Origin of the sequence: Streptomyces sp. NPDC007991 (genome assembly GCF_042958445.1) — a bacterium.
In the GTDB taxonomy this organism is placed as follows: domain Bacteria; phylum Actinomycetota; class Actinomycetes; order Streptomycetales; family Streptomycetaceae; genus Streptomyces.
The window spans coordinates 64,391-90,485 of sequence record NZ_JBIBJD010000021.1 but is presented as its reverse complement, the minus strand read 5'-3'; the positions used below and the strand labels follow the sequence as shown (position 1 = coordinate 90,485).

The 26,095-nt window shown below is 72.4% G+C and carries 19 protein-coding genes; 10 read left to right on the top strand and 9 right to left on the bottom strand.

Annotated elements, in window-relative coordinates; translation table 11 throughout:
- The first annotated feature begins 109 nt into the window (after nucleotides 1-109).
- The 5 genes from ACFZDA_RS39230 to ACFZDA_RS39210 all read left to right on the top strand — a co-directional run bounded on the left by ACFZDA_RS39230 (nucleotide 110) and on the right by ACFZDA_RS39210 (nucleotide 4,768).
- On the top strand, nucleotides 110-1,429 hold the full coding sequence (locus tag ACFZDA_RS39230; RefSeq protein ID WP_391090916.1) for an extracellular solute-binding protein: 1,320 nt from the start codon (nucleotides 110-112) through the stop codon (nucleotides 1,427-1,429).
- Nucleotides 1,426-2,352, top strand: coding sequence for an ABC transporter permease subunit (locus ACFZDA_RS39225; RefSeq protein WP_391090914.1), 927 nt, complete (start codon nucleotides 1,426-1,428; stop codon nucleotides 2,350-2,352). The genes ACFZDA_RS39230 and ACFZDA_RS39225 overlap by 4 nt, the downstream gene beginning before the upstream one ends.
- The gene (locus ACFZDA_RS39220; protein ID WP_391090912.1) at nucleotides 2,349-3,257 is read left to right on the top strand and encodes an ABC transporter permease subunit; all 909 of its coding nucleotides are present in this window, start codon (nucleotides 2,349-2,351) and stop codon (nucleotides 3,255-3,257) included. Before ACFZDA_RS39225 ends, ACFZDA_RS39220 begins: the two co-directional genes overlap by 4 nt.
- Nucleotides 3,254-4,285 (top strand): substrate-binding domain-containing protein, encoded by a 1,032-nt coding sequence (locus ACFZDA_RS39215; RefSeq protein ID WP_391090910.1) that lies wholly within the window; start codon nucleotides 3,254-3,256, stop codon nucleotides 4,283-4,285. The genes ACFZDA_RS39220 and ACFZDA_RS39215 overlap by 4 nt, the downstream gene beginning before the upstream one ends.
- 93 nt (nucleotides 4,286-4,378) lie before the next feature.
- Complete coding sequence (locus ACFZDA_RS39210) at nucleotides 4,379-4,768, top strand: MarR family transcriptional regulator (RefSeq protein WP_391090908.1); 390 nt, start codon at nucleotides 4,379-4,381, stop codon at nucleotides 4,766-4,768.
- A 50-nt stretch (nucleotides 4,769-4,818) separates the two neighbouring features.
- On the opposite strand, the gene ACFZDA_RS39205 is transcribed toward ACFZDA_RS39210, so the two are convergent.
- From ACFZDA_RS39205 to ACFZDA_RS39190, 4 genes are all read right to left on the bottom strand, one after another.
- A complete protein-coding gene (locus ACFZDA_RS39205; protein WP_391090906.1) occupies nucleotides 4,819-5,220 on the bottom strand; it encodes an SseB family protein in 402 nt (133 codons plus the stop codon).
- Between the two features lie 164 nt (nucleotides 5,221-5,384).
- Complete coding sequence (locus ACFZDA_RS39200; protein WP_391090903.1) at nucleotides 5,385-6,113, bottom strand: Type 1 glutamine amidotransferase-like domain-containing protein; 729 nt, start codon at nucleotides 6,111-6,113, stop codon at nucleotides 5,385-5,387.
- A gap of 57 nt (nucleotides 6,114-6,170) precedes the next feature.
- Nucleotides 6,171-7,022, bottom strand: coding sequence for a phosphotransferase (locus tag ACFZDA_RS39195; RefSeq protein ID WP_391090902.1), 852 nt, complete (start codon nucleotides 7,020-7,022; stop codon nucleotides 6,171-6,173).
- 24 nt (nucleotides 7,023-7,046) lie between these two features.
- The gene (locus ACFZDA_RS39190; RefSeq protein ID WP_391090901.1) at nucleotides 7,047-7,706 is read right to left on the bottom strand and encodes a 1,4-alpha-glucan branching protein; all 660 of its coding nucleotides are present in this window, start codon (nucleotides 7,704-7,706) and stop codon (nucleotides 7,047-7,049) included.
- Nucleotides 7,707-7,973: 267 nt separating this feature from the next.
- Between ACFZDA_RS39190 and ACFZDA_RS39185 the strand changes: the two genes are divergently transcribed.
- From ACFZDA_RS39185 to ACFZDA_RS39170, 4 genes are all read left to right on the top strand, one after another.
- Nucleotides 7,974-9,167 (top strand): MFS transporter, encoded by a 1,194-nt coding sequence (locus ACFZDA_RS39185; protein WP_391090899.1) that lies wholly within the window; start codon nucleotides 7,974-7,976, stop codon nucleotides 9,165-9,167.
- 52 nt (nucleotides 9,168-9,219) lie between these two features.
- Nucleotides 9,220-10,986, top strand: a complete 1,767-nt coding sequence (locus ACFZDA_RS39180; protein WP_391090897.1) for a beta-galactosidase — start codon at nucleotides 9,220-9,222, stop codon at nucleotides 10,984-10,986.
- On the top strand, nucleotides 10,980-13,364 hold the full coding sequence (locus ACFZDA_RS39175) for a beta-galactosidase (RefSeq protein ID WP_391090984.1): 2,385 nt from the start codon (nucleotides 10,980-10,982) through the stop codon (nucleotides 13,362-13,364). The genes ACFZDA_RS39180 and ACFZDA_RS39175 overlap by 7 nt, the downstream gene beginning before the upstream one ends.
- 87 nt (nucleotides 13,365-13,451) lie before the next feature.
- The gene (locus tag ACFZDA_RS39170; RefSeq protein WP_391090895.1) at nucleotides 13,452-14,519 is read left to right on the top strand and encodes a substrate-binding domain-containing protein; all 1,068 of its coding nucleotides are present in this window, start codon (nucleotides 13,452-13,454) and stop codon (nucleotides 14,517-14,519) included.
- 9 nt (nucleotides 14,520-14,528) lie between these two features.
- Here the strand turns inward: ACFZDA_RS39170 and ACFZDA_RS39165 are convergent, their stop codons facing one another.
- The 5 genes from ACFZDA_RS39165 to ACFZDA_RS39145 all read right to left on the bottom strand — a co-directional run bounded on the left by ACFZDA_RS39165 (nucleotide 14,529) and on the right by ACFZDA_RS39145 (nucleotide 24,244).
- Nucleotides 14,529-16,508, bottom strand: a complete 1,980-nt coding sequence (locus tag ACFZDA_RS39165) for a heavy metal translocating P-type ATPase (RefSeq protein ID WP_391090893.1) — start codon at nucleotides 16,506-16,508, stop codon at nucleotides 14,529-14,531.
- A gap of 96 nt (nucleotides 16,509-16,604) precedes the next feature.
- Nucleotides 16,605-18,266 (bottom strand): hypothetical protein, encoded by a 1,662-nt coding sequence (locus ACFZDA_RS39160; RefSeq protein WP_391090891.1) that lies wholly within the window; start codon nucleotides 18,264-18,266, stop codon nucleotides 16,605-16,607.
- A 412-nt stretch (nucleotides 18,267-18,678) separates the two neighbouring features.
- Nucleotides 18,679-20,118: an aldehyde dehydrogenase family protein gene (locus tag ACFZDA_RS39155; RefSeq protein ID WP_391090889.1), complete on the bottom strand. Its 1,440-nt coding sequence runs from the start codon at nucleotides 20,116-20,118 to the stop codon at nucleotides 18,679-18,681.
- Complete coding sequence (locus ACFZDA_RS39150; protein WP_391090887.1) at nucleotides 20,115-22,979, bottom strand: FAD-linked oxidase C-terminal domain-containing protein; 2,865 nt, start codon at nucleotides 22,977-22,979, stop codon at nucleotides 20,115-20,117. The genes ACFZDA_RS39155 and ACFZDA_RS39150 overlap by 4 nt, the downstream gene beginning before the upstream one ends.
- Entirely contained in the window at nucleotides 22,976-24,244 is a 1,269-nt protein-coding gene (locus ACFZDA_RS39145) for an aminotransferase class III-fold pyridoxal phosphate-dependent enzyme (protein WP_391090886.1), read from the bottom strand. Before ACFZDA_RS39145 ends, ACFZDA_RS39150 begins: the two co-directional genes overlap by 4 nt.
- A gap of 226 nt (nucleotides 24,245-24,470) precedes the next feature.
- Here ACFZDA_RS39145 and ACFZDA_RS39140 point away from each other — a divergent pair, with 226 nt between their 5' ends.
- The gene (locus tag ACFZDA_RS39140) at nucleotides 24,471-26,093 is read left to right on the top strand and encodes a PucR family transcriptional regulator ligand-binding domain-containing protein (protein WP_391090884.1); all 1,623 of its coding nucleotides are present in this window, start codon (nucleotides 24,471-24,473) and stop codon (nucleotides 26,091-26,093) included.
- Nucleotides 26,094-26,095: the final 2 nt, after the last annotated feature.

Here is a 26,095-nt window from a genome sequence, read left to right as displayed (position 1 = left end):
ACAGCAACAACCATTGACAAGGGTCCGGGATGTTTCTCTACTGTGAACGCTCACAGAAGCATGGCAGGTTCTCGCACCAGGCGAGAACCCCAGGTCAGGGGAGAGATCCATGCCGTACACGACGCGCCGCCGCCTCGTGACATCCGCCGTCGCCCTCGCGCTCGGCGCCACCGCCCTCGCCGCCTGCGGCTCGGAATCCGGGGACAGCGACACCGAGTCGGGGCCGGTCTCGCTGACGTACTGGACCTGGACACCCGGCATGGACAAGGTCGTGGACCTGTGGAACAAGGGGCCGGGCAAGAAGGACCGGATCACCGTCACGGTGAAGAAGCAGGCGTCCGGTGACACGCTCGTCACCAAGATCCTCACCGCGCACAAGGCGGGCAAGGCGCCCGACCTGGTGCAGGCGGAGTACCAGGCGCTGCCCACGCTGGTCAGCAACGACGCCCTGGCGGACATATCGAAGAACGTGGGCGACGCCAAGGACAGCTTCGCCGACGGCGTCTGGCAGCAGACGACGCTGGGCACGGACGCGGTCTACGCCGTCCCGCAGGACATCGGGCCGATGATGTTCTACTACCGCGAGGACCTGTTCAAGGAGTACGGCCTGACGGTCCCGACGACCTGGGACGAATTCGCCGAGACGGCCCGCAAGCTCAAGAAGGCCGCCCCCGACAAGGACCTCACCACCTTCTCCGCCAACGACTCCGGCCTCTTCGCGGGCCTCGCCCAGCAGGCGGGCGCCAAGTGGTGGACGACCTCCGGCGACCAGTGGAAGGTCTCCATCGACGACGCGGCGACACAGAAGGTCGCGAAGTTCTGGGGCGGCCTGGTCAAGGAGGGCGCCATCGACAACCAGCCGATGTACACCCCCGCCTGGAACAAGGCGCTCAACACCGGCAAGCAGATCGCCTGGGTCAGCGCCGTGTGGGCACCGGGCACGCTGACCACGGCCGCCCCCGCCACCAAGGGCAAGTGGGCCATGGCCCCGCTCCCCCAGTGGTCCGCGGACGAGAACCGCACGGGCAGCTGGGGCGGCTCCTCCACCGCCGTCACCACGGACTCCAAGCACCAGGAGGCCGCCGCCGAGTTCGCCACCTGGCTGAACACCGACGGCGACGCCCTGAACGCGCTGGCCAAGGAGAGCGGCATCTACCCGGCCGCCAAGAACGCCCAGACCAGCGGCGCCTTCCTCAAGCCGCCGGCCTACTTCTCCCACCAGGCCGACTTCTACAGCAAGGCCGCCGACATCGCGGAGACCACGGCACCGTCCGCCTGGGGCCCCAACGTGAACGTCGCCTACACCACCTTCAAGGACGCCTTCGGCGCCGCCGCGAAGAACAAGTCGGACTTCGGCGCCGCGCTGGAGAAGATGCAGGCCGACACCGTCGCCGACATGAAGAAGCAGGGCTTCGAGGTCGCCGAGTGAAAAGCACGGCACGCCGGCGGTCGTACGGGGTCAAGGGGGCCCCGTACGCCTTCCTTGTCCCCGCGACGATCCTGTTCGCACTGTTCTTCGCACTGCCGATCGGTTACGCGCTCTGGCTGAGCCTGCGCAAGGTCAAGGTCTCGGGCCTGGGCCTGGGCTCCGGCGCCCGCAAGGAGGTCTGGGCCGGCCTGGAGAACTACACCGACGCCCTCACCGACAGCGAGCTGGTGAACGGCGCCCTGCGCGTGCTGGGCTACGGCTGCATCGTCGTCCCCGTCATGCTCGGCCTCGCCCTGCTGTTCGCGCTGATGCTGGACTCCGAGAAGGTGCGGCTGGCCCCCTTCACCCGGCTCGCGATCTTCCTGCCGTACGCCATCCCCGGCGTGGTGGCGGCGCTGCTGTGGGGGTTCCTGTACCTGCCGGACGTCAGCCCCTTCTACTTCGTGCTCGGCAAGCTGGGGCTGCCGCAGCCGGACCTGCTGGACGGCGGGCCGCTGTACCTGGCCCTGTCGAACATCGCGGTCTGGGGCGGCACCGGCTTCAACATGATCGTCATCTACACCTCGCTCCAGTCGATCCCGGCGGAGGTGTACGAGGCGGCGAAGCTGGACGGCGCCACCCCGGCGCAGATCGCGCTGCGGATCAAGATCCCGATGGTGGCGCCCTCGCTGGTGCTGACCTTCTTCTTCTCGATCATCGCGACGCTGCAGGTGTTCAACGAGCCCACCACCCTCAAGCCGCTCACCAACTCCGTGTCCACGACGTGGAGTCCGCTGATGAAGGTGTACCGCGACGCGTTCGGCGAGGGTGACATCTACGGGGCCGCGGCGCAGGCCGTGATCATCGCGTTCGCCACGCTCCTGCTGTCCTTCGGCTTCCTGCGGGCCGCGAACCGTCGTCAGAAGCAGGTGGCAGCCCGATGAGTTCCCTCGCCGTTTCCCCGACCGAGCCGGTGACGGGCACCACGCCCGGAACCACCCAGGGCCGCCCGCCGCTGCGCCGCCGCATCGCCCTGATCCCGACGGCCACGCTGCTCCTGGGGGCGGTCTACTGCCTGCTGCCGGTGGCCTGGGTGGTCATCGCGGCCACGAAGTCCGGCAGTGAGCTGTTCTCCACGTTCACGTTCCTGCCGGGCACGGGCTTCGCCGACAACTTCCACGATCTGAGCGCCTACCGCGACGGCGTCTACTGGGAGTGGATGGGCAACTCCGCCCTGTACGCCGGTCTGGGCGCCCTGCTGTCGACGTGCGTGTCGGCGTTCAGCGGCTACGCACTGGCGATCTACCGCTTCCGCGGCCGCGAGACGATGTTCAACGTGCTGCTCGCGGGTGTGCTGATGCCGCCGGTGATCCTGGCCATCCCGCAGTACCTGCTGCTGGCGAAGGCCGACCTCACGGACTCCTACCTGTCCGTCCTGCTGCCGCAGATCCTGTCGCCGTACGGCGTCTACCTCGCGCGGATCTACGCCGCCGCCGCGGTGCCCGCCGACGTGGTCGAGGCCGGCCGGATGGACGGGGCGAGCGAGTGGCGGATCTTCACGCGGATCGCGCTGCCGATGATGATCCCCGGCATGGTGACGGTGTTCCTGTTCCAGTTCGTGGCGATCTGGAACAACTTCCTGCTGCCGTACATCATGCTCAGCGACGACGAGAAGTTCCCGATCACCCTCGGCCTGTTCACCTTGCTGGAGCAGGGCGCCAACACCCCGGCGCTCTACACCCTGGTGATCACGGGTGCGTTCCTCGCCGTGCTCCCGCTCATCGCCCTGTTCCTGGTCATCCAGCGGTTCTGGAGTCTGGATCTGCTGTCCGGAGCCGTAAAGTCATGACCATGAACGCTGCGGGGGGCAGGCGCAGGCCGCCCACGATCCACGACGTGGCGCGCGAGGCGGGGGTCTCGCGCGGCACGGTCTCGCGTGTACTCAACGGCGGGCACTACGTCAGCCCGGCCGCCCAGGAAGCGGTCAACGCGGCCATCCGCAGAACGGGTTACGTCGTCAACCGGCACGCCCGCTCCCTGATCACCGGGCGGTCCGACTCGATCGGCTTCCTGCTCACCGAACCGCAGGAGCGGTTCTTCGAGGACCCCAACTTCAACGTCCTGCTGCGCGGCTGCACCCAGGCGCTCGCCGCGCACGACATCCCGCTGCTGCTGATGCTGGCGGGCACCGAGGACGAACGGCGCCGCCTCACCCGGTACATCACCGCGGGGCATGTCGACGGGGTGCTGCTGGTCTCCAACCACTCCGGTGACCCCGTCGCCGAGCAGTTGCGCGAGGCAGGAGTGCCGCTGGTGGCGTGCGGGAAGCCGATCGGGCTGGGCTCGAAGGTGAGTTACGTGGCCGCCGACGACCGCGACGGCGCCCGCGACATGGTGCGCCATCTGCTGTCCCTCGGGCGGCGCCGGGTGGGCATGGTGACCGGGCCGCCGGACACGCCGGGCGGCGTCGAGCGGCTCGCCGGCTACCAGGAGGTGCTCGCGGAGGCGGGCTGTGACTTCGACGAGCGCCTCGTCGTCTCCGGCGACTACAGCCGGGCCAGCGGCGAGGCGGGCGCCGAGCGGCTGCTGGATCAGGCCCCGGACATGGACGCGGTGTTCGTCGCCTCGGACCTCATGGCGCAGGGCGTGCTGGCGGCCCTCCACCGGGCGGGACGGCGCGTGCCGCAGGACGTGGCGGTCGGCGGTTTCGACGACTCCCCGGCCGCCGTGGCCTCCAGCCCGGAGCTCACCACCATCCGGCAGCCGTGGGACCGCATCAGCGCCGAGATGGTGCGGGTGCTGCTCGCGCAGATCGGGGGCGAGGACCCGGCGGCGGTGATCCTTCCGACGGAGCTGGTCAAAAGGGAGTCGACGTAGCTCCGGCCGTCCGGTGAGGGGGCGTGCACCAGCGTGCACCGCGGGCACTGCATGCACGCTCATCGAATGCCGCACCGGTGTTACCGTTCACATATGGCGTCGAAAACGGCTGGTGCGCGGCTTGAGGAACGGTGGCGGGACATCCTGTCGGCGCACGCGCGCACGATGTGCGAGATCGACCGGGTCCTGCATCCGCACGGCCTCGGCGCGTCCGACTTCGAGGTCCTGGACATCCTCGCCACGGCCGCGCCCGAGGAGGGAGATCAGTGCCGGGTGCAGAACCTGGTCGGACGGGTCCATCTCAGCCAGAGCGCGCTGTCCCGGCTCATCGCCCGGCTGGAGAAGGACGGGCTGGTGACGCGTTCGGTGTGCGTGGAGGACCGGCGCGGCGTGTGGGTGGCCCTGACCTCCAAGGGCCGCGACCTGCACGCGGAGGCACTGCCGCTGCAGCGGGCCGCGCTGGCCCGGTCCCTGGGCGAGTAACCCGCCCGGGCCCGGGCTCGGCGCATTCGGTCCTATGGGGGTACTCGGTCCTACGGACGTGCCAGCAGGGTGCGTACCCCCTCCGAGGTGAGCGTCAGACGGTGCTCCGAGCTGCCGTCTATGGTGAGCGACAGGTCGTCGGCCGGCCACTGGGCGGCCAGGGCGCCTAGCGGCACCAGGCGGTAGCGGGAGACGAACGGCAGCAGCCCGGCCATCTCCACCTCGGAGGTGAACACGGGCACCACCGGCTCGCCGCCGGGCTGCTCCAGCACCGGCAGCGCCACCGCAGAGGGGTTGGCGGTGTCGGCGTCGTTGGCGTCGTCGGGCACGGGGATGAGCACGTCGCTGTTGGCGAGCGCGTCCAGAGCCGCCGCGTCCTCGGTGTTCTCGTTGAGGACGTCCAGAGCCCGCTGGGCGGGCGTGGGCGTGGGGTCGTTTGCGGGTGTCTCCATGGCAGATTCCCTGGTAGCGGCGGTCGTGCGGCCTGCCCGGAGCATGGTCCGCCCCGGACGCGGTGCTGCTCGCGTACCCGATCGCGCCCGGGGCAATCCTGGTTGATCTTTGAGGTTCTGGGGATGTGAGGGGACGGAGTTTCGGGGGATCTGTGGCCATGCGGTCAAGCGAGGTCGGCGCCGAGCAACCGGCACGGCAGTGCACGCTCGCTCACGCCACCCCCCTCGGCCGGCTCCACCCGGTGCACCCCGGCTCCCCTCGCCCGGGTGACGGCCTGCGTCGGCACACCGCCCGTGAACAACGCCGCGGCCCCGTCCTCCACCGCCCAGCCCGCCGGCAACCGCCCCGTCGCCACGGCCGCGCGGTAGGAGGGGCGACGGCCCGGTTCACTGTCGTAGTGCGGGCAGACGGAGCCGGGCAGCAGCCCCAGCCCGTCGGGGAGGTACGTCAGCGGCCCGAAGGAGTCGGTGTGCGAGCCCTCGGCCCAGCAGTTGGCACCGACGCTGATACCGCACAGCAACGTGCCACGGCCGTATGCCTCCCGTAGCAGCCGGTCCACGCCGTGGGTTCGCCACACGGCGAGGAGGTTGGCCGTGTTGCCGCCGCCCACGTAGATGACGTCCTGGGCGAGCAGGAAGGAGCGCAGTGCGTCGTCGTCCAGCTCGCGGCGGAACAAGTGCAGCACGGAGGATTCGCAGGCGCGGCGGCTCCCGAACGCCGCACGGAACTGTTCGACGTAGGCCGGTGCGTCTCCGCTGGCCGTGGGTACGAAGCACACCCTGGGACGGGTGGCGCGTGACTGGGCCAGCACCCAGTCGTCGAGAAGGCCGTCGCCGTCGGTGGAGAACCCGCCGCCGAGGAGGGCGATGCGCCGCGGGGGGTCGTGGGTCATGGCTGAGCCTTCCTGGACGGGTGCGGGTGATCGGGCCCGTGCTTCCGGATTGCGCGATCAACCGTCGTATCCCAGACCGCCCCGATCGAGTGCCGCCCGGATCCGGCTGAGCCACTCCCCCGCCAGCCGGCGCCCGTCGGGGAGTTGGTCGTCTCGGTCCCAGCGCCATGTCGTGATCATCGCCAGTACGAGGATCCGGCACTCGCGCAGCAGGTCCTGGTCGGCACCCGGGTAGTGCTCGCCGACCTCTTCGGGCGCATGGGCGAGGTCGAACTCGACGGGCCCGCGGCAACACGTCTCGAGGTCGATGAACAGCAGACCGTTCCTCGTGGTGAGTACGTTGCCCGGGTGCGGCTCGCCGTGGAGCAGTTGCTCGGCGCCGGCGCGCTCGCCGATCGCTCGTCTCAGGTTCCGCAGCGTGTCCCTGAGCAGCTCCCGGTCCGCGTCGGCGAGCGCCGGAGTGCGGGCGTGGTCCGCCACGAGTTGCTGAGCCTGCTCGATACGGTCCGTGAAGTGCGGTGTGGGAACGCCGAGTTCGCGCATGCCGGTGTGCAGCAGCTTCAGCGCGGTGGCGTAGCCGGCCGGTGGGATCTCGCCAGGTGCCGCGGATTCGTAGTAGGTCCACAGCGTGATCACGAAGCCGTCACGCTCATGGACGCGTGGCTCCACCCGAGGATCGAGAGCAGCCACAGGGCACCCGGCTTCGGCGAGCCGCTGGGCGAGCTCGACTTCGAACGGTGCGATCTGATGCGCTGCGGGCGCCACGCGGGCCAGAACGTCGCACGGCAGCAGACGCAGAGTGAGCTTGTTCGAGTCGTGCAGAACACGCGCGTCGTCGGCTCGCAGGCCGAGTGAGGAGGCGGTCGACAGCGCCGCGGCCACCGCCCGCCGGGCCTCGGACGTCTGCATCGTCGCCTTGCCCCTCTCCCCTGACTACTGGATCCGCCGGCCGGTGTACACATCGGCGAAGACGCCGCGGGCACGGGTGCCGTCCGGGAGCTGCCAGGAGCCGGTGACCTGGCCGGTCGCTCCCTGGGAGGGCGGCGGGCCGTCCGGGGCGGGTCGCAGGACCCGGTGCAGGTGGAGGGTCGTGCCGTGCGGGGCGGTCAGCCGGGTGCCGTCCTGGTCGTCGGTGGCGACGAAGGCCGTGGGGAGCGGGCCTTCGCCGGTGTGGGAGGCGGCGACCTCCCGGTCGGGGGCATCGCTCACGCTTTGCGCCTGGGCCTGTGCCCGCCCCTCGATCAAGGCGGCCAACTGGGCGACCAGCACGGGGTCGTGGCAACCGTCGTAGGCCCAGCGCCGCCCGAGCACGCCGTGCTCCATGGTGCCCACGAGGGCGTGCTCCGTCCCGTCGAGCGCGGCACCGCGATAGGTGAGCGGCACCTGGTAGGTGACGGGCTGAGGGCCGGAGGTGTCGGTGACGATCATGAACTCGATCCCGACCTCGCCCTGCGGGTCGTCCAGCCGGAATCCGCCTGCCTTGGCCAGCCGCGGTCCGTCGGCGCCACCGCGGTACCACGGGCGGGACGGCAGCCAGGAGGTGAGCAGTTCCAGTTTGGTCGGTGTGACCGTGGTGCGGTGGATGACGGCCATGCCGAGGGTTTCCTTCCGTCCGATGTGCCGGCCCGAGGGCGCGGGGCCCACGCGCGCATTAGATCAGCCGACGCATCGCCTTGACCACGCGATTACCGGGAGGGGCGGAGCGGCACCGAGCTTGCGCGGGCTTCTTCTTCGTGCCGCCAAGGGGTGTCGGCGAGGATGATGTTACCGGTAACATCCCTCTCGTCCGCCCTCGCTTCGAGCCGTACGCGACCTGATCCCCGCCCGCCGCCGCCCGGCCGGCCGTCCCCCGGAGTCCGCGTGACCGACCAGCCCACCGCGCAGCCCGCGGCCAGCCTCTCCCCCGCGCCGCCGGCCCCGGTGTTCAGCGGGGCCGCCGTGGTGGCGTCCTGTGCGGGCTTCGTGCTCATGGGTGCGTTGCAGGCCCTGTACGGGCCCGCGATCCCCGGCTTCCGTGCGGAGTTCGGGCTATCGCCGTCCGCCGCCGGGCTGGGGCTCAGTGCGCACTTCGTCGGTGGCGTGGCGGGTGTGCTGCTGTTCGACCGGCTCTACGGGCGGGTCGGCAACCGGCACCTCCTCGGCAGCTCCTACCTGCTGATGGCGCTCGGCGCGGCGGGCTTCGCGCTGGCGCCCGGCTGGCCGGCCGCCCTCGCGGCGGCCCTGCTCGCCGGGCTCGGTTTCGGCGGCATCGACTACGGGCTCAACCAGCTGTTCGCCGTGGGCTTCGGCCACCGTTCGACCGCGATGCTGAACATCCTCCACGCCCACTTCGGCATCGGCGCCATCCTCAGCCCCGCCCTCATCGGCGTGGTCGGCTCCGAGCACTACCCGGCCGTCTTCCTCGGTTTCGCCCTCGCCAACCTGCCGTTGCTGCTGTGCCTGAAGGGCGTGCGCAACGACGCGCCCGTCCCGGCCGGGGACGAGCCGGGCGGTGGCGGGGTCCTCCGGCGGAGCCTCGCCTCGGTGCTCGGCGTCTTCGTCGCGCTCTACGTCCTGCACGTGGGCATCGAGTCCGGTGTCGGCGGCTGGGAGCCCACGCATCTGGAGACCGTCGGCTACGGCGCGGGCGTCGCCGCCACCGCCACCTCCGTGTACTGGCTGATGATGACCGTCGGCCGCTTCCTGGTCGCGCCGCTCGCGCTGCGTTTCTCCGCCCAGGCGATCATCGTCGTCTCCTGCGCGGGAATGACGGTGTGTCTGCTGGCCGCGTCCGTGCCGGCGCTGGCCCCGTACGCGTACGCCGGCGTCGGTCTGTTCATCGCGCCGATCTTCCCCACCGGTCTGCCCTGGCTGAACCGGGTGGCCCCGCGCGCCCGCAGAGCCGGTGCCCTGGTCATCGCCGCGTCCATGGTGGGCGGTGTCGCGGCCGGGCCGGCGCTGGGCAAGGCCATCGAGTGGTCGGGGGTCCGCGCGGTGCCCCTCCTGCTGTGCGGTGTCTCGGCGGTGTGCCTGGGCGCCACGCTCTGGCTGATCCGCGTCACCCGTTCTCACTGAAACTCCCGTCGACTCCCACCGACCTCTGCCCGCCCCCCGAAGGGAAGCCCGTATGCCCGCCCTGACGACGACGTCCGACGGATTCCTGCTGCACGGCGAGCCGTTCCGGATCATCTCCGGCGCCCTGCACTACTTCCGCGTCCACCCCGGCCTGTGGTCCGACCGGCTGCGCAAGGCCCGGCTGATGGGCCTCAACACGGTGGAGACGTACATCCCGTGGAACCACCACCAGCCCGGCCCCGAGGGCCCGCTCGTGCTCGACGGCTTCCTGGACCTGCCCCGGTTCCTCGAACTCGCCCAGGACGAGGGGCTGCACGTGCTGCTGCGTCCCGGACCGTTCATCTGCGCCGAGTGGGACGGCGGCGGGCTGCCCGACTGGCTGACCTCGGACCCGGACATCCGGCTGCGGTCCAGCGATCCGCGGTTCACCGGGGCCGTCGACCGCTACCTGGACCTGCTGCTGCCCGTGCTCCGGCCGCATCTGGCCGCGGCGGGCGGCCCCGTCATCGCCGTGCAGGTGGAGAACGAGTACGGGGCATACGGCGACGACAGCGCCTACCTCAAGCACCTGGCCGACGCGTTCCGTTCCCGGGGCGTCGAGGAGTTGCTGTTCACCTGCGACCAGGCCGACCCCGAGCATCTGGCCGCCGGGAGCCTGCCGGGCGTGCTGACCGCCAGTACCTTCGGCAGCCGGGTCGAGCAGTGCCTCGGGCGGCTGCGCGAGTACCAGACCGAAGGCCCGCTGTTCTGCGCGGAGTTCTGGATCGGCTGGTTCGACCACTGGGGCGGGCCGCATCACGTCCGGGACGCGGCCGACGCCGCCGCCGATCTGGACCGGCTGCTGTCCGCCGGGGCGTCCGTCAACCTCTACATGTTCCACGGCGGCACCAACTTCGGCTTCACCAACGGCGCCAACCACAAGCACGCCTACGAGCCCACCGTCACGTCGTACGACTACGACGCCGCGCTCACCGAGTGCGGCGACCCCGGCCCGAAGTACCACGCCTTCCGCGAGGTCATCGCCCGCCATGTCGGCGCCCCCGACGAGCCCGCCCCGGCACCCGGCCCCAAACTGCCGCCCATCGAAGTGGAGTTGGACGGCCGGGCGCCTCTGCTTCCCCTCGCCGGCGCGCTCACCGCTCCCGTCCGCACCGACGACCCGGTGACCATGGGCGAGCTCGGGCAGCACACCGGCTACGCGCTCTACAGCACCGTCCTGCCCGCCTCCGGTGACGGCCTGCTGCACTTCGCCGGCGGTGTCGGCGACCGCGCTCAGGTCTTCGTCGACGGCGCACCCGTCGGTGTGCTGGAGCGTGAACGCCACGACGAGACACTGCCGGTGCGTGTCCCGCACCCGGGCGCCAGGCTCGACGTGCTCGTCGAGAACATGGGCGGCGTCAACTACGGGCCCCGCATCGGCGCCCCGAAGGGCCTGCTCGGTCCCGTCTCCTTCAACGGCGCCGCCCTGCGCGGCTGGGACTGCCACGCGCTGCCGCTGGACGGCCTGGAGGCGGTGCCGTTCACCCCGGGCGACGGGGCGGCGGTCACCGTGCCCGCCTTCCACCGCGGCACGTTCGAGGTGGACACGCCCGCCGACGCCTTCCTCGCCCTGCCCGGCTGGACGAAGGGGCAGGCCTGGGTCAACGGCTTCCACCTGGGCCGCTACTGGAACCGCGGCCCGCAGCACACGCTCTACGTCCCCGCGCCGGTACTGCGGCCGGGCGCCAACGAGCTGGTCCTGCTGGAGCTGCACGGCACCGCGGCCACCCGCGCCCAGCTGACCGACACACCCGACCTCGGCCCGGAGAACACCTGGTGACCCCGCACCGGCTGCGTGTGCCCACGCCCTCCGCTCCCCCGCCGACCGGTCATCTGCCCTTCGCGGACGCGCCGGGCGTGCCCGACCCGATCGAGGTCATCGGCCGCTGGCTCACCCGTGGCGGCCGGCCCTGGTTCCCGGTCTCCGGCGAGTTCCACTACTCCCGCTACCCGGCCCGGGAGTGGGAGGAGGAGCTGCTGAAGATGAAGGCGGGCGGGGTGAGTGCCGTCGCCTCCTACGTCATCTGGATCCACCACGAGGAGATCGAGGGGCGGATCCGCTTCGACGGCGGCCGCGACCTGCGCCGCTTCGCCGAGCTGTGCGCCCGCCACGGCCTGGACTTCGTCCCGCGGATCGGCCCGTGGTGCCACGCGGAGGTGCGCAACGGCGGCCTGCCGGACTGGCTGCTCGCCCGCCCCGGCACGCCGCGCACCGACGATCCGGCCTATCTGGAGCCCGTACGCGCCTGGTTCGCGGCCGTCGCGGAGCAACTGCGCGGTCTGGACCGGGCGCACGGCGGCCCGATCGTCGCGATCCAGATCGAGAACGAGCTCTACGACCAGCCCGGCCATCTGCGCACCCTGAAACGCCTGGCCCAGGAGGCCGGACTGAGCGCGCCACTGTGGACGTCGACCGCCTGGGGCGGGGTCCAGCTCCCGGGTGACGAACTGCTGCCGCTGTACGGCGGCTATCCGGAGGCGTTCTGGACGGAGGCGGACGGCGGCTGGCCCGACACCTGCCGCAAGCACTTCTTCTTCACCCACGAGCGCGACGACGAGGGCATCGGCGCCGACCTGCGGCCCACGACCGTGCGCGGCGCCGAACCGGTACCGGCGGACCGCTTCCCCTGGGCCACCTGCGAGCTGGGCGGCGGTATGGCGGTGGCCTACCACCGGCGTCCCCGGGTGGAGGCCGCCGACGTGGCCGCGCCGGCGCTCACCAAGATCGGCTGCGGTTCCGTGTGGCAGGGCTATTACATGTTCCACGGCGGCACGAACCCGCCCGGCGAGCTGACGACCCTTCAGGAGTCGCACGCCACCGGCTACCCCAACGACCTGCCGGCCCTGACCTACGACTTCCAGGCCCCGCTCGGCGAGTACGGCCAGGTGCGGCCCTCGTACCACGAACTGCGGCTCCAGCACCTGCTGCTGGCGTGCTTCGGAGACCGGATCGCTCCCATGGAGTCCGTGCTGCCCGAGCGGCTGCCTGCGGGACAGCACGACCGGGAGACGCTGCGCTGGGCGGTCCGTACGGACGGCACGTCGGGCTTCCTGTTCGTGACCAACCACCAGCCGCACGAGCCGCTGCCCGACCACGCGGACACGGCCTTCACGGTCGGTTTCCCGGACGCACCGCCGCTGACCCTGCCGAGCACTCCCGTGACCGTGCCCTCCGGCGCGTACTTCTGCTGGCCGCTGCGGCTGGACGTGGCCGGGCTGCGGCTGGAGTGGGCGACCGCGCAGCCGGTGTGCACCGTCGAGGCGGGCGGCCGAACGGTCCTGGTGCTGGCCGCGACCGAGGGCATCGCGCCCGAACTGGCCCTGGACGCGGACACGGTGGCGTCCGTCGCCACACCGTCCGGGGACGTCACGCCGGTCGCCGGCCGGATCCTGGTCAGCGCGGTGCGGCCGGGCACCGACGCCCTGGTCGAGGTGGACGCCGCCGACGGTTCACGCGTCGGGCTGCTGGTCCTGGACGCGGCGACGGCACGTACCGTCTACCGGGGTGACGCCTGGGGAGCCGAGCGGCTGGTGCTGTGCGGGGACGGTGTCGTCTTCGACGGTGGTGAGGTACGAGTGCACAGCCCGGCCGCCGAGCCGTCGTTCGCGGTGCTGCCCGCGCCGGATTCCGCCCCCGTGGTGGCGGGGACACGGGTGCGGGAAGCGGCGGACGGCGTGTTCACCCGCTACACGATCGAGGCCGCCCCCCTCCCGGACAGCACGGTGCCCGTCACCCTGGTCAGGCCCGCCGGCCCGGCGCCCGAGCCGGTGACCGGTGTGCAGGGCCGGGCGAGTGTGCCGGCGGACAAGGACGTCGAGACGGTGGCCGCCGAGTACCGCGTCGACGTACCGGAGGATCTGCTGCGGGCGCCCGCCGGTGTCCTGCTGCGGCTGCGCTGGACGGGTGACCTGGCCCGGGCCTATGTGGGGGACGTCCTGGTCGCCGACCAGTTCTTCTCGGGCCGGGTCTGGGACATCGGCCTCGGCCGGCTGCCGGTCGAGGAGGTGCGGGCGCGGGGCCTGCGGCTGAGGGTCCTGCCGCTGGCCGCGGACGCCGCGGTGCATGCGCCCGGCCAGGTGGGTGACGACTGGCGGGCGGCCGGGATACGGCACGCCGAGTGGGTGGTCACGCGCACGTGGACGGTGCGGGCCGGCTGAAACGCCCGCGGGCCCCGCCCGGCCTATGCTGTGCTCCTGCCGGGCGGGGTCAGGACCGCCGCAACCGACGTCGAGGAATCACCCGCCATGACACCGAGCGCCAACGACAGCCCCGTTCCCAAGGGCCGCAGCCGGCGCAACTTCGCGGGTGCGCGGCCGGTGATGGCCGACGTGGCCCGGCTGGCCGGCGTCTCCAAGCAGACCGTCTCACGGGTGCTCAACGACCATCCGGCCGTCCGCCCCGAGACGCGCGAGGCGGTCCTGGACGCCATGCGCACCCTCGGCTACCGGCCCAGCCGCAGCGCGCGGTCGCTGGCCAGCGGCCGGACCCGGATGCTCGGGGTCATCTCCTTCGACGCCGCCCGGTACGGGCCCGCGTCCATCCTGACCGCCATCAACACCGCGGCCCAGGAGGCCGGTTACCTGGTGAGCTCCATCGCGCTCGACACGGCCGACCACGACACCGTCGTCGAGGCCGTGAACCGGCTGTCGGCCGAGGGCGCGGACGGCGTGATCGCGATCGCCCCGCAGCTGTGGGTCGGCCGGACCCTGGCGCAGACCGACCTCGGAACTCCCCTCGTGGTCCTGGAGAGCGCCCTCGACGACAGCACGCCCCCGGTCACCGGCGACTCCCGCACCGGTGCCCGCAAGGCCACCGGGCATCTCCTCGGCCTCGGGCACCGCACGGTCTGGCACATCGCGGGCCCCGGCGGCTGGACGTCCGCCGACCACCGGCTGGCGAGCTGGCAGGAGACGCTCCGGGCGGCCGGTGCCGACGTCCCCGCCCCGCTCGCCGGGGACTGGAGCGCCGACTCCGGTTACGACCTGGGACGCCGGCTGGCCCGGCGCCCGGAGGTGACGGCGGTGTTCGTCTCGAACGACCAGATGGCGCTGGGCCTGCTGCACGCCCTGCACGAGTCCGGGCGGTCCGTCCCCGGGGACGTCAGCGTCGTCGGCTATGACGACATCCCCGAGGCCGCGCACCTTCTGCCGCCGCTGACCACCGTCCGCACCGACTTCGCCGAGATCGGCACCCGTTCCCTGCGGCTTCTCCTGGACCGCATCGACGGACCCGGGGACCTGCCTCGCGTCGACACGCTCGTCCCCGTGGATCTCGTGGTGCGGGGCAGTACCGGCCCGCCGCCGGTGGGCTGACGGCGCACGTCAGCCGCTTGTCTCGGCGCAGGCCCGCCGCCAGGCCGTCTCCCGCAGCAGACGCAGGCCGTTCAGGCCGACCAGGACCGTGGAGCCCTCGTGGCCCGCGACGCCCAGCGGCAGCGGCAGGTCTCCGGCCAGGTCCCAGACGACGAGGCCGGCGATGAACACCCCGGCGATGACGAGGTTCTGCACGACCAGCCGGCGCGCGCGGCGCGAGAGGGCGACGGTGGTGGGGACCGCCGCGAGTTCGTCGCGCACGATCACGGCGTCGGCGGTCTCCAGGGCGAGGTCGGAGCCCGCCCGGCCCATGGCGATCCCGGTGTGGGCGGCGGCCAGGGCGGGCGCGTCGTTGACGCCGTCCCCGACGACCAGCACCTTGCGGCCCGCGCGTTCCATCTCCTGGACGGCAGCCAGCTTGTCCTGGGGCAGCAGTCCGGCGCGCACGTCGTCGAGGCCGGCCTCGGCCGCGAGGCGCGCGGCGGCCCGGGGGTTGTCGCCGGTGAGGAGCGCCGGAGCCGTGCCGGTGAGCCTGGTGAGCGCGGCGACGGTGGCGGCGGCGTCCGGGCGCAGCCGGTCGGCGATGCCGAGCAGCCCGGCGGGGGCGCCGTCGACGAGGACCAGGACGGCGGTGCGGCCGGACTCCTCCAGTTCCCCGGCGACGGCGGCGACCGTGCTGCCGGTGCCGTCCAGGAGCCGGGACGGGGCGCCGACGGCGAGGGCCGAGCCGTTCACCACGGCGGTCACTCCCACGCCGGGCGCGGAGGTGAAGTCCCGCGCATCGGGCAGGTCGAGGCCCCGCTCGCGGGCCGCGTCCACGACCGCCCGGGCCAGCGGATGCTCACTGGGCCGCTCGGCGGCTGCCGCCAGTGTCAGCAGCTCCCCCTCGTCCAGGCCGGATCCGGGCAGCGGCCGGACATCGGTGACGCGCGGGCTGCCCTCGGTCAGCGTGCCGGTCTTGTCCAGCGCGACCGCGTCGATCTGGCCGATCCGCTCCATCACCACGGCCGACTTCACCAGCACGCCGTGCCGTCCGGCGTTGGCGATGGCCGACAGCAGGGGCGGCATGGTCGCCAGCACGACCGCGCACGGCGAGGCCACGATCATGAACGTCATGGCGCGCAGCAGCGCGTCGGTGAGCTGCTCGCCGAAGGCGAGGGGCACCAGGAAGACGGCCAGGGTCGCGGCCACCATGCCCAGCGAGTAACGCTGTTCGACCTTCTCGATGAACAGCTGGGTGGGCGCCTTGGTCTCGGATGCCTCTTCCACCATCCGGACGATCCGGGCGATCACCGAGTCGGACGCGTCGCGCTCGACCCGGATCCGGAGGGCGCCGGTGCCGTTGAGGGTGCCGGCGAAGACCTCGTCGCCCTGCTCCTTCGCCACGGGGAGCGGCTCGCCGGTGATGGTCGCCTGGTCCACGTCGCTCGCCCCGTCCAGCACACGGCCGTCGGCGCCGACGCTCTCACCTGGGCGAACCAGGACGGTGTCGCCGACGGCCAGCTCCTCGACGGGCACGGTCTGTTCGCCGCCGTCCGGGGTCAGCCGGGTGGCCGTGGCGGGGGCGAGGTCGAGCAGGCCGCGGACGGAGTCGGCGGTGCGGGCGGTGGCCAGCGCCTCCAGCGCGCCGGAGGTGGCGAAGATGACGATGAGCAGGGCGCCGTCCATGACCTGCCCGATCGCCGCCGCGCCCAGGGCGGCGACGACCATCAGCAGGTCGACGTCGAGCGTGCGCTCCTTGAGCGCCTTGAGCCCTTCCCAGCCCGGCTCCCAGCCGCCCGTGACGTACGACAGGGCGTAGAGCGGGCCCCAGGTCCAGGCGGGTGCGCCGGTCAGCTGCAAGGGCAGCGCGAGCAGGAAGAGGGCGGTGGCCGCCGCGGCCCAGCGCGCCTCGGGGAGCGCGAGGACACGGGTACGCCGCCTGGGCGCGGTCCCGGTGCGCGCGGGATCCGCCCGGTCGACCGGGCGCGGCGTGAGGGTGGAGGTCATCAGGAGTCCTTCAGGCGGGGGCGCGTGCCTCACCACCGTACAGGAACGCATGAAGACTGATTCATGTCTTCATTGATGCCGGATCGTCCCCCGGGTTCAGTGGTTCTCGGCGGCCCCCCATGTGTCGAGGTAGGACTCGGCGCCGCGGAACAGGTCGTCCACGACGTCCTTGCCGCCGACCCTGCGGATGTCCTCGATCCAGTCCGGGACGAGGCCGTAGTGGGCGGCGCCGTCGGTGTTCAGGTCCCAGGTGCGCTCGCCGGTGGCCTGCCGGTCGATGACGGAGCCGCCGTCGACGCTTCTGAAGGGGTAGGTGACCTTGTCGGGGGCGTCCGCGCCGCGCGGGGCCGGCCAGCCGCCGACGCCGTTCATGTCGGTGCCGTATCCGTAGCCCACGCCGTACGTGTCGCGCAGGGCCGTGGTGCGCTTCGCCTCCGCGACGAAGTCCTCGGAACCGTGCATGTACTGGGCGATGAAGCCGCCGAGGCCGTAGACCCGTTCGGTCCAGTCCAGGTCCATCCAGCTGTGCGAGGAGAGCACGCCGGGGTAGGACTCGGCCTCGAAGATGTCGAGCACCCGGCCGGTGGCCTTGACGCTCATGTGGTCGATCTCCAGCATCATCCCGCGTCGCATCATGCCGCGGACGGCGTATTCGCCGAGTCCGGTGAGCCCTCGGACGTTGCACTGGGCGTCCGCCTTGTACGAGGGGACCCGCACGCCCGCCGGGAGCTTCTTCTCGGCCGCGGCCGCCGGCGCGTCGCCGATGGGGTTGTCGTGCTGCGGGCCCTTGCACGTCTCCGTCTTCCAGAAGGTGCCGGTCGACAGGAACTGGCCGACGTTGATGGCCGTTCCGAGACCGCCCGAGTCGAAGCGGACACCGCACAGCGCGTTGTCGAACTTGTGGCACAGGAACATGCTGCGCACGCCGAGCGCGTACAGCTCGTCCAGGCCCTTGTCGATGTCGGCCCTGCTGCACTGCGGGATGTCGAGGACCTGCTTGCAGCCGAAGGGTTCGGAGGTCTCGACACCGAGGACGACGGCCAGCTTGCCCTGCTCGATCACCTCACGGGCCTGCGCGCTGTCGGTGACGATCCGGAACCAGCCCTTGCCGGGCCCGCCGTACATCTTGTCCACGAAGGACTGCATGTCGTACGTCAGTTTCGCCTGGAGCCGGATGGACGTCATCTCGTCGCAGCCGCGGTCCTTGAAGAAGTACACGGAGCAGATGACGCCGTTGGTGACGAGGTCGTTGACCAGCACCCGCTGACCGCCGCGCCAGGCCCGCTCCAGCCAGGCGTAGTAGTTCTGCTGGTGAGTCAGCGAGTCGTGGGCCGGCCAGTCCTTGAAGGTGGGCCAGCCGACCGGGTCGTGCCTGCCGTCACCCCCGTTGGTGATGAAGTCGAAGACCGCGAGCGAGCCGTCCGGGTAGTGCTCGGGACAGTCCTTGAGCGCGTCGGCGACGCCCTGCTCGGAGAACGGCTTTCCGCAGATCAGACGGCCGCCGAAGCCCTCGTTGGCGAAAATGTGGTCGTGCGCGTCGACAAAGCCGCGCACGTCGCCTTTGGCATCGGTGCCGGTGAAGGGCTCGCCCGTGACGTCGATCCCGGAGTCCGGCGCGGGCCGTGCGGTCGGGTTCCACCAGCCGGAACCGGCCGCCGAACTCGGCGTCGGGCCCAGCGCGACGGCCAGCACGAGCAGGAGGAGCGACACGACGGTGACGTTCTTGCGTCGGCGGTACGGGCGTCCTGCACTGGTCACGGCCCACGTCCTCGGTCGGCGGGATGGCGGGGTCGACGTCCGGGCGCCCGAGGCCCCGAAGGCCCGGGAACGACGGCCGGGTTGTCATGACCTCATCCAAGGTGCGACCGAGGATGACCAACTGCCGCGTCGCGAGTCAAGAGCCCGTGGCCGATGGTCTACTGACGAGTCATCAGTTCACGGGGGTCGGGAAGCCGAGGCCGCGCAGCGGGTAGGCCTCCGGGCGGCCGTCCCTCATCTCGGCGACCGCGCGGCCCATGTGGGTGCCTTCGCCGGGCGTGTCGGCCGTACGCCCCGGCCCGGCCCGGGAGAGGCCGGGCCGGGGCGACCCGCGTGGGCCCCGGGAGGAGCGGCCGGGTATGCGGCGGCTGCCCCGCGGTGCGCGAGGGGACGTGTCAGGGCCTGAACCCCGTCATCGCACGGGCACCGCGACGTACTGGTACTCCAGGAACTCCTCGATGCCGACCCGGCCGCCCTCACGTCCGAGCCCGGACTGCTTGACACCGCCGAAGGGCGCGGCCGGGTTGGAGACGAGGCCGGTGTTCAGACCCACCATGCCCACGTCCAGACCCTCGCTGACGCGCAGCCCGCGGTCCAGACCCTGGGTGAAGACGTAACCGACCAGACCCCAGGGCGTGTCGTTCGCCCGCCGCAGGACCTCGTCCTCGTCGTCGAAGGTGAGGATCGCCGCCACGGGGCCGAAGATCTCCGTGTCCATCAGGCGGCTGCCGGGGTCGACGTCGGCGAGCACGGTCGGCGGATAGAAGCAGCCCGGCCCTTCCGGCGTACGGCCGCCGACGAGCACCCGGGCGCCGCGCTCGACGGCGTCGGCGACCAGCTCCGCGACCTTGGCACGTCCGGCGGCGTCGATCAGCGGTCCGACGTCGACACCGTCCCGGGTGCCGGGACCGACCACGAGCGCGCCCATCCGCTCGGCGAGCCGCCGCCCGAACTCCGCTGCCACCGACCGGTGGACGAAGAAGCGGTTGGCGGCCGTGCAGGCCTCCCCCATGTTGCGCATCTTGGCGACCATCGCGCCGTCCACGGCCACGTCCAGATCGGCGTCGTCGAAGACGATGAAGGGCGCGTTGCCGCCCAGCTCCATCGAGGTGCGCACGACCGTGTCGGCGCACTGGGCGAGCAGGATGCGGCCGACGGCGGTGGAGCCGGTGAAGGACAGCTTGCGGATCCGGCCGCCGCGCAGCAGAGGTTCGCAGACCTCGCCGGCGCGGGAGGTGGTGACGACGTTCAGCACGCCGTCCGGCAGGCCGGCCTCCCTGAGGATGCCGGCCAGCGCGAGGCTGGAGAGCGGGGTCTGCGGGGCCGGCTTGAGGATCATCGTGCAGCCCGCCGCGATCGCCGGGCCGATCTTGCGGGTGCCCATCGCCAGCGGGAAGTTCCACGGCGTGATCAGCAGGCAGGGCCCGACCGGGCGGCGGGAGAGCAGCATGCGGTTGCGCCCGTCGGGCAGCGTGCCGCACCCGCCGTCGATGCGGACGGCCTCCTCGGAGAACCAGCGGAAGAACTCGGCGGCGTACGCCACCTCTCCCCTGGCCTCGGCGAGCGGCTTGCCCATCTCCGACGTCATCAGGTGGGCGAGCTCGTCGGTGCGCTCCAGGATGAGCTCGTAGGCGCGGCGCAGGATCTCGCTGCGGGCCCGGGGTGCGGTACGGGCCCACTCGGCCTGGGCCTGGACGGCTGCCTCCTCGGCCAGCCGGGCGTCCTTGGGGCCGGCGTCGGCGACGTGGCAGAGGATCTCGCCGGTCGCGGGGTCGTCGACGGGCATGGTGGCGCCGTCCGCGGCGTCCACCCAGGCACCGCCGATGAACAACTGGGTCAGTACCTCGGTCATGTCGTCTCTCCTGGTCGGTCGGCGGCGGGGTCGAGGAGTTCCGCGAGGTGCAGGGCGCGCACGCCCCGGTCTCCGGCGAGATGGTCGATCTGAGTGGCGCAGCTGAAGCCGTCGGCCACGACGGTGCGTCCGTCGAGGTGGTCGATGCGGGGTTTGAGGGCGAGATCGGCGACGGCCATCGAGGTGTCGTAGTGCTCTGCCTCGAAGCCGAAGTTCCCGGCGAGTCCGCAGCAGCCCTCGGCCTCGTCGACGCCGCGTACGCCGAGTCGGCGCAGCAGGTCGGCGGGGCGGCGGCCCTTGAAGGTGGCGTACTCGTGGCAGTGCGTCTGGAGCACGACGTTCTCGGGCAGCGCAGGCGGCGTCCAGTCCTGGTCGGCGAGGTCGGTCAGGGCCCCGGTGAAGGTGTGGACGCGGCCCGCCACGCGCTGGGCGGCCTCGGTGCCGAGCAGTTCGGGGACGTCACGTTTCAACGCGGCCGCGCAGCTCGGCTCGGCCACGATGACCGGCCGGTCGTCACCGTCGTCGAGTGCGGCGACCGTGCGGGTCATGATCTTGCGGGCGATGTCCAGCTGTCCGGTGCTGACCCAGGTCAGCCCGCAGCACAGTCCCTCCCGCGGTGTGCTGGGAACGCCCGCTTCGGCGAGCACGCGGCTCACCGCGCCCGCGACCCCGGGACGGAACGCACGGGTGAAGCTGTCGACGAAGAACACGGCCTTCGCGGGCCCTGGCGTCTCGGCCGCGCGCAGGGTCTTGCGCAGGGCGCGACGGGAAGCGAAGGCGGGGATCCTGCGCTTCGTCGTGACACCGCCGAGACGGGCGAGCAACCGCCCGACCGGCCCGCGCAGCAGTGCGTTGATCGGCCGGGCGGCGTATCCGGCGAGGGCGGAGGTCCTGGGCAGCCAGCCCAGTGAGTAGTGGGAACGGGGACGCAGGCGGCCCTTGTAGTGCTGGTGCAGGAACTCCGCCTTGTACGTCGCCATGTCGACACCGACCGGGCAGTCGCTGGAGCAGGCCTTGCAGGAAAGGCACAGGTCGAGGGCGTCGCGCACCTCGGTCGAGCGCCAGCCGTCCCGGACGGCCTCGCCGCGCACCATCTCCTGGAGCAGCCGGGCCCGGCCGCGGGTGGAGGCGTTCTCCTCGCCGGTGGCCCGGTAGCTCGGGCACATCACCCCGCCCGCGTCACTGCGGCAGCGTCCGACACCGACGCAGCGGCGTACGGCGCCCGCGAAACCGTCCTCGTCGTGCGGGAAGGTGAACGTCGTGTCCACGAGCGGGAGTTCGCGCAGGGCGAGGTCGGTGTCGAGCGGGGCCGGGTCGACGATGACACCGGGGTTGAGCAGCCCGTCGGGGTCGAAGATCTGCTTGAACGCGGCGAACGCGCGGATCATGCGGTGGCTGTACATGACCTCCAGCAGTTCGCTGCGGGCCCGCCCGTCGCCGTGCTCACCCGACAGGGTGCCGCCGTGCTCGACGACCAGGGCGGCGGCCTCGGTCAGGAAGCGGCGCATGACCGCCCGGCCGGCCTCGGTGGCCGGGTCGAAGTCGATCCGCACGTGCACGCAGCCCGCGCCGAAGTGCCCGTAGAGCACACCGGTCAGATCGTGGGTGGTCAGCAGCTTGCGGAAGCCGCGCAGGTAGGCGGCGAGGTTCTCGGGCGCGACGGCCGCGTCCTCCCAGCCGGGCCAGGACTCCCCGCCATCGACGAGGCGGGCGGCGAGCCCGGCCCCGTCCTCACGGACCCGCCACAGCGAGCGCCGCTCGGCCGGGGTCTCGACGACCCGGCCGTCGGTCATCCGCCCCCGGGCCTGGAGAGCGTCGAGCAGCTCAGCGGCGCGGGCGTTCACCGCTGCCCGGTCGTCGCCTTCGAGCTCGACGTACAGCCAGGCCCGCCCCTCGGGCAGGCCGGTGACGGAGTCCGGGCCGCGGCGGGCGCGCATGGTGGCGACGATCGCCTCGTCCATGCCCTCCACGGCGCTGGGCGACCAGCGCAGGATCTCCGGTACGTCCTCGGCGGCGTCGACGACATCGGCGTAGCCGAGGGTCAGCAGCGCTGATGCCTGTGCGGTCGCCACCAGGCGGACCGTCGCGGCGGTGACGACCGCACAGGTGCCTTCGGTGCCCACGAGGGCGCGGGCCAGGTCGAAGCCGTTCTCGGGCAGCAGGTGGTGCAGCTGGTAGCCGGAGACCTGGCGCGGGATGCGGCCCAGTTCGGTGCGGAGCGGCGCCAGGTTCTCGTCGACCAGGCGTCGCAGGTCCGACTCCAGGCGGGCGATGGGACCGGCGTCGCGAGGGTCCACCGGGTGCAGCCCGGTGTGGTCGGCGACGGCCCGCACGCCGTCGGCCGTCACGATCTCCAGGGCCTCCACATGGCCGCTGGTCCGCCCGTCGCGCACCGACCGGTTGCCGCACGCGTCGTTGCCGATCATGCCGCCGAGGGTGCAGCGGCTGTGCGAGGACGGGTCGGGCCCGAAGTCGAGCCCGTGCGGGGCGGTCGCGCCGCGCAGGGCGTCGAGGACGACACCGGCCTCGACGCGCGCGGTACGCGCCTCGACGTCGATGTCCAGGATCCGGTTCATGTACCGGGAGAGGTCCAGGACGATCCCGGGGCCGACGGCGTTGCCGGCCATGCTGGTGCCGCCGCCCCGGGCGGTGACCGGGACGCCGGCCTCGCGGCAGGCCCGCACCACCGCGACCACGTCGTCGGTGGTGCGCGGGAAGGCCACGGCCCGGGGCGGCACACGGTAGTTGGAGGCGTCGTAGGCGTAGGGGCCCGTCGCCCCCGGTCCGGTCTCCACCCGCAGGCCGGGCGCGATCTCGGCGATGCGGGCCGCCAGACCCGCCAGGCCGCGGGTGGTGGTCATCGGCCCGCCGCTCCCGAGGTGCCGGCCTCGACGGCGTTCGCCCAGGCCTGGAGGCCCTCGTCCACGCCCGCCTCGTCGATCACGAGCGCGGGGATCATGCGGACGACCTGGTTCCACGCGCCGCACAGCAGCAGGAGCAGGCCCTCGTCGACGGCGGCGCGCTGCACCCGGGCGGCGGTCTCCGGGTCGGGGGCGCCGTCCTCGGTGACGAACTCGGTGGCGAGCATCAGGCCGAGGCCGCGGACGTCGCCGATGCCCGGGGTCCGGTCGGCCACCGCCTCCAGGCCGTGGCGCAGCCGCTTGCCCATCGCCTCGGCGTTCTCGACGAGCTTCTCGTCGCGGACGACGTCGAGGGTCGCGCAGGCCGCGGCGCAGGCGACGGCGTTGGCGCCGTAGGTGCCGCCCTGCGATCCGGGCCAGGCCTTGGTCATCAGTTCCTCGGAGGCGGCGATGCCGGAGATCGGGAAGCCGCTGGCCAGACCCTTGGCGGTGACGAGGATGTCCGGGGTGACGCCGAAGTGGTCGTGGCCCCAGAAGCGCCCGGTGCGGCCCACGCCGGTCTGCACCTCGTCGAGGATCAGCAGGAAGCCGTGCCGGTCGGCCCGCTCCCGCAGCCCCTCCATGAAGGCGCTGTTCGCGGGCACGTACCCGCCCTCGCCGAGCACCGGCTCGACGATGATGGCCGCCGTGTCGGCGGGGGACGAGATCGTCTGGAGCGTGTAGTCGAGCTCCTTCAGCGCGAAGCGGGTGGCGGTCTCCTCGTCCCAGCCGTAGCGGAAGGCCGTCGGGAACGGGGTGACGACCACACCGCTCATCAGCGGGGAGAAACCGGACCGGAAGCGGGTCCCGGAGGTGGTCATGGATGCGGCGGCGACGGTACGGCCGTGGAAGCCGCCGTGGCAGACGATGACGTTGGGCCGGCCGGTGGCCTGGCGGGCCAGCCGCAGTGCCGCCTCGACGGCCTCGCTGCCGGAGTTGGTGAAGAACAGGCTGTCGAGGCCGGCCGGCAGCACCTCGCCCAGCTTGTCGACGAGACGGCGCAGCGGCTGGTGCATGACGGTCGTGTACTGGCCGTGGATCAGCGTGCCCACCTGCTCCTGCGCCGCCGCCACGACCTTGGGGTGGCAGTGCCCGGTGCTGGTGACGCCGATGCCGGCGGTGAAGTCGAGGTAGCGGCGGCCGTCCTCACCGTAGAGGTGGACGCCCTCGCCCCGGGCCGCCACCACGGGCGTGGCCTGGCGAAGGTGCGGCGACAGTGCGGTCATTTCGTCTCCCGGCCGTGCGTCGAGGTCTGATGGGTTGCTCAGCTCCGGTATCCGAGCATCCAAGCCGCCGCGAAACGCCACAACGCGTGATCTGTCCAGCCGGAACGCGTTGTTCGGACGTTGTGTCAACCGCCGGATCCCTCGGGTCCCGCCCGCCCCACCTGTGGGCCGCTCTTGCGCAGGTCAGTGCCGCTTGTCAGAGTGACCGGGCGAGCAGGGAGACAGCGTGAGCGAGAACCACCCGACGGCACCGGCCGGTCGCGCGCCGACCGTCGCCGACATCCTTGCCCTGCCCGTCCTGGCGGCCGGACAGCCTCAGGTCGTCACCGGGCTGGCCCAGCTGGACCGGCCGGTGCGCTGGGTGCACATCACCGAGCTGACGGACCCGGCCTCCTTCCTCAAGGGCGGCGAGCTGGTCCTGACCACGGGCATGCCGCTGCCCGAGGACGCCGCAGGGGTCCGCCGCTACGTCGACGAGCTCACGGAGGTGGGAGCGGCCGCGCTGGTCATCGAGCTGGTACGGCGCTACCACCGTCCGCCCGACGCCCTCGTCCAGGCCTGCCGGGCCCGGGGGCTGCCCCTGGTGAGCCTGGCCCGGGACGTCAATTTCCTGGAGGTCACCCAGGTCGTCCACGCCCTCATCCTCGGCAGCCAGGCCGACGCGATGCGCCGAACACAGCGTGTCCACGAGGCGTTCACGGCCCTGACGCTGCGCGGCGCGGGCCCGGAGGACGTGGTGCGCGCGGCGGCGGAGATGAGCGGCCGGACGGTCGTCCTGGAGAACCTGGTGCACCAGGCCCTGATCTGCGAACCGTCGGGGAGCACGGTGGAGGAGGCGCTCACCGGCTGGGAGCAGCGCTCCCGGGCCACCGCGCCCGGCGACCACACGGAGGTGGGCGGCGAGGAAGGCTGGCTCACGGCACCGGTCTCCTACCAGGGGGAACGCTGGGGTCGCCTGGCCATGCTGCCGCCCCCGGGCGAGGGGCGGTCCTTTGGGCCGGAGCACGTCACCGTCCTGGAGAGAACGGCGATGGCCCTGACCGTCGCCCGGCTCATCCACGCCACGCCCTGGGAGCACACGGCCCACCGCTCCGCCCTGCGGGAGCTGGTGGAGCAGCGCCACCACTCCCCCGAGGACGCCCGCGCCCGGTGCGCCGCCCTCGGCCTGCCCACCCGGGACAGCAGTTTCCTGGCGCTCCTCGTCGACCTGGGCACCGGTGCCGGGGGGAGCGAGCCCGAGAGCCGGCTGTACGGGGAGCTGCGAGCGGCGGGGGTCCCGGCGCTGGTCGGGGAGCTCTCCCCGGGCCGGCTCGGCGTGCTGCTGGCCCTGCGCCCCTCGCAGCCGTGGCGCCCCGTGGCCGAACGCCTGAGCCGCGCCGCGCTGAGCCTGGTGCCGGAGGCGATCGTGAGCGTCGGCTCGGAGGTGGCGGAATTCGCCGACACCGCGCGCTCCTTCCGGGAGGCGGCCCGGGTCACCGAGGCCACCCCGCCCGGCCAGCCCCTCCCCGCGGACCGTTCCTTCCACGAACTGCCGGACATCGACCTGCGCCGCCTGCTGTACGCCCTGCGCGAGGACACCCGCGTCCAGGACTACACCGAACGGCGGCTCGGCCGGCTCATCGACCATGACACCCGGCACGGCACGGATCTGCTGACGACGCTGGGCCACTACCTCGACGCCGCCGGCAACAAGACCACCGCGGCCCGCCGCGGCGGCCTGTCCAGGGAGACCATGTACCAGCGTCTGCGCACCATCGAACGCCTCCTGGACACCGACCTGGAATCCGGTGAGCGGCGCACCGAACTCCACGTGGCGCTGACGGCGTTGCGCGTCCTGCGCGCCGAGTGAGC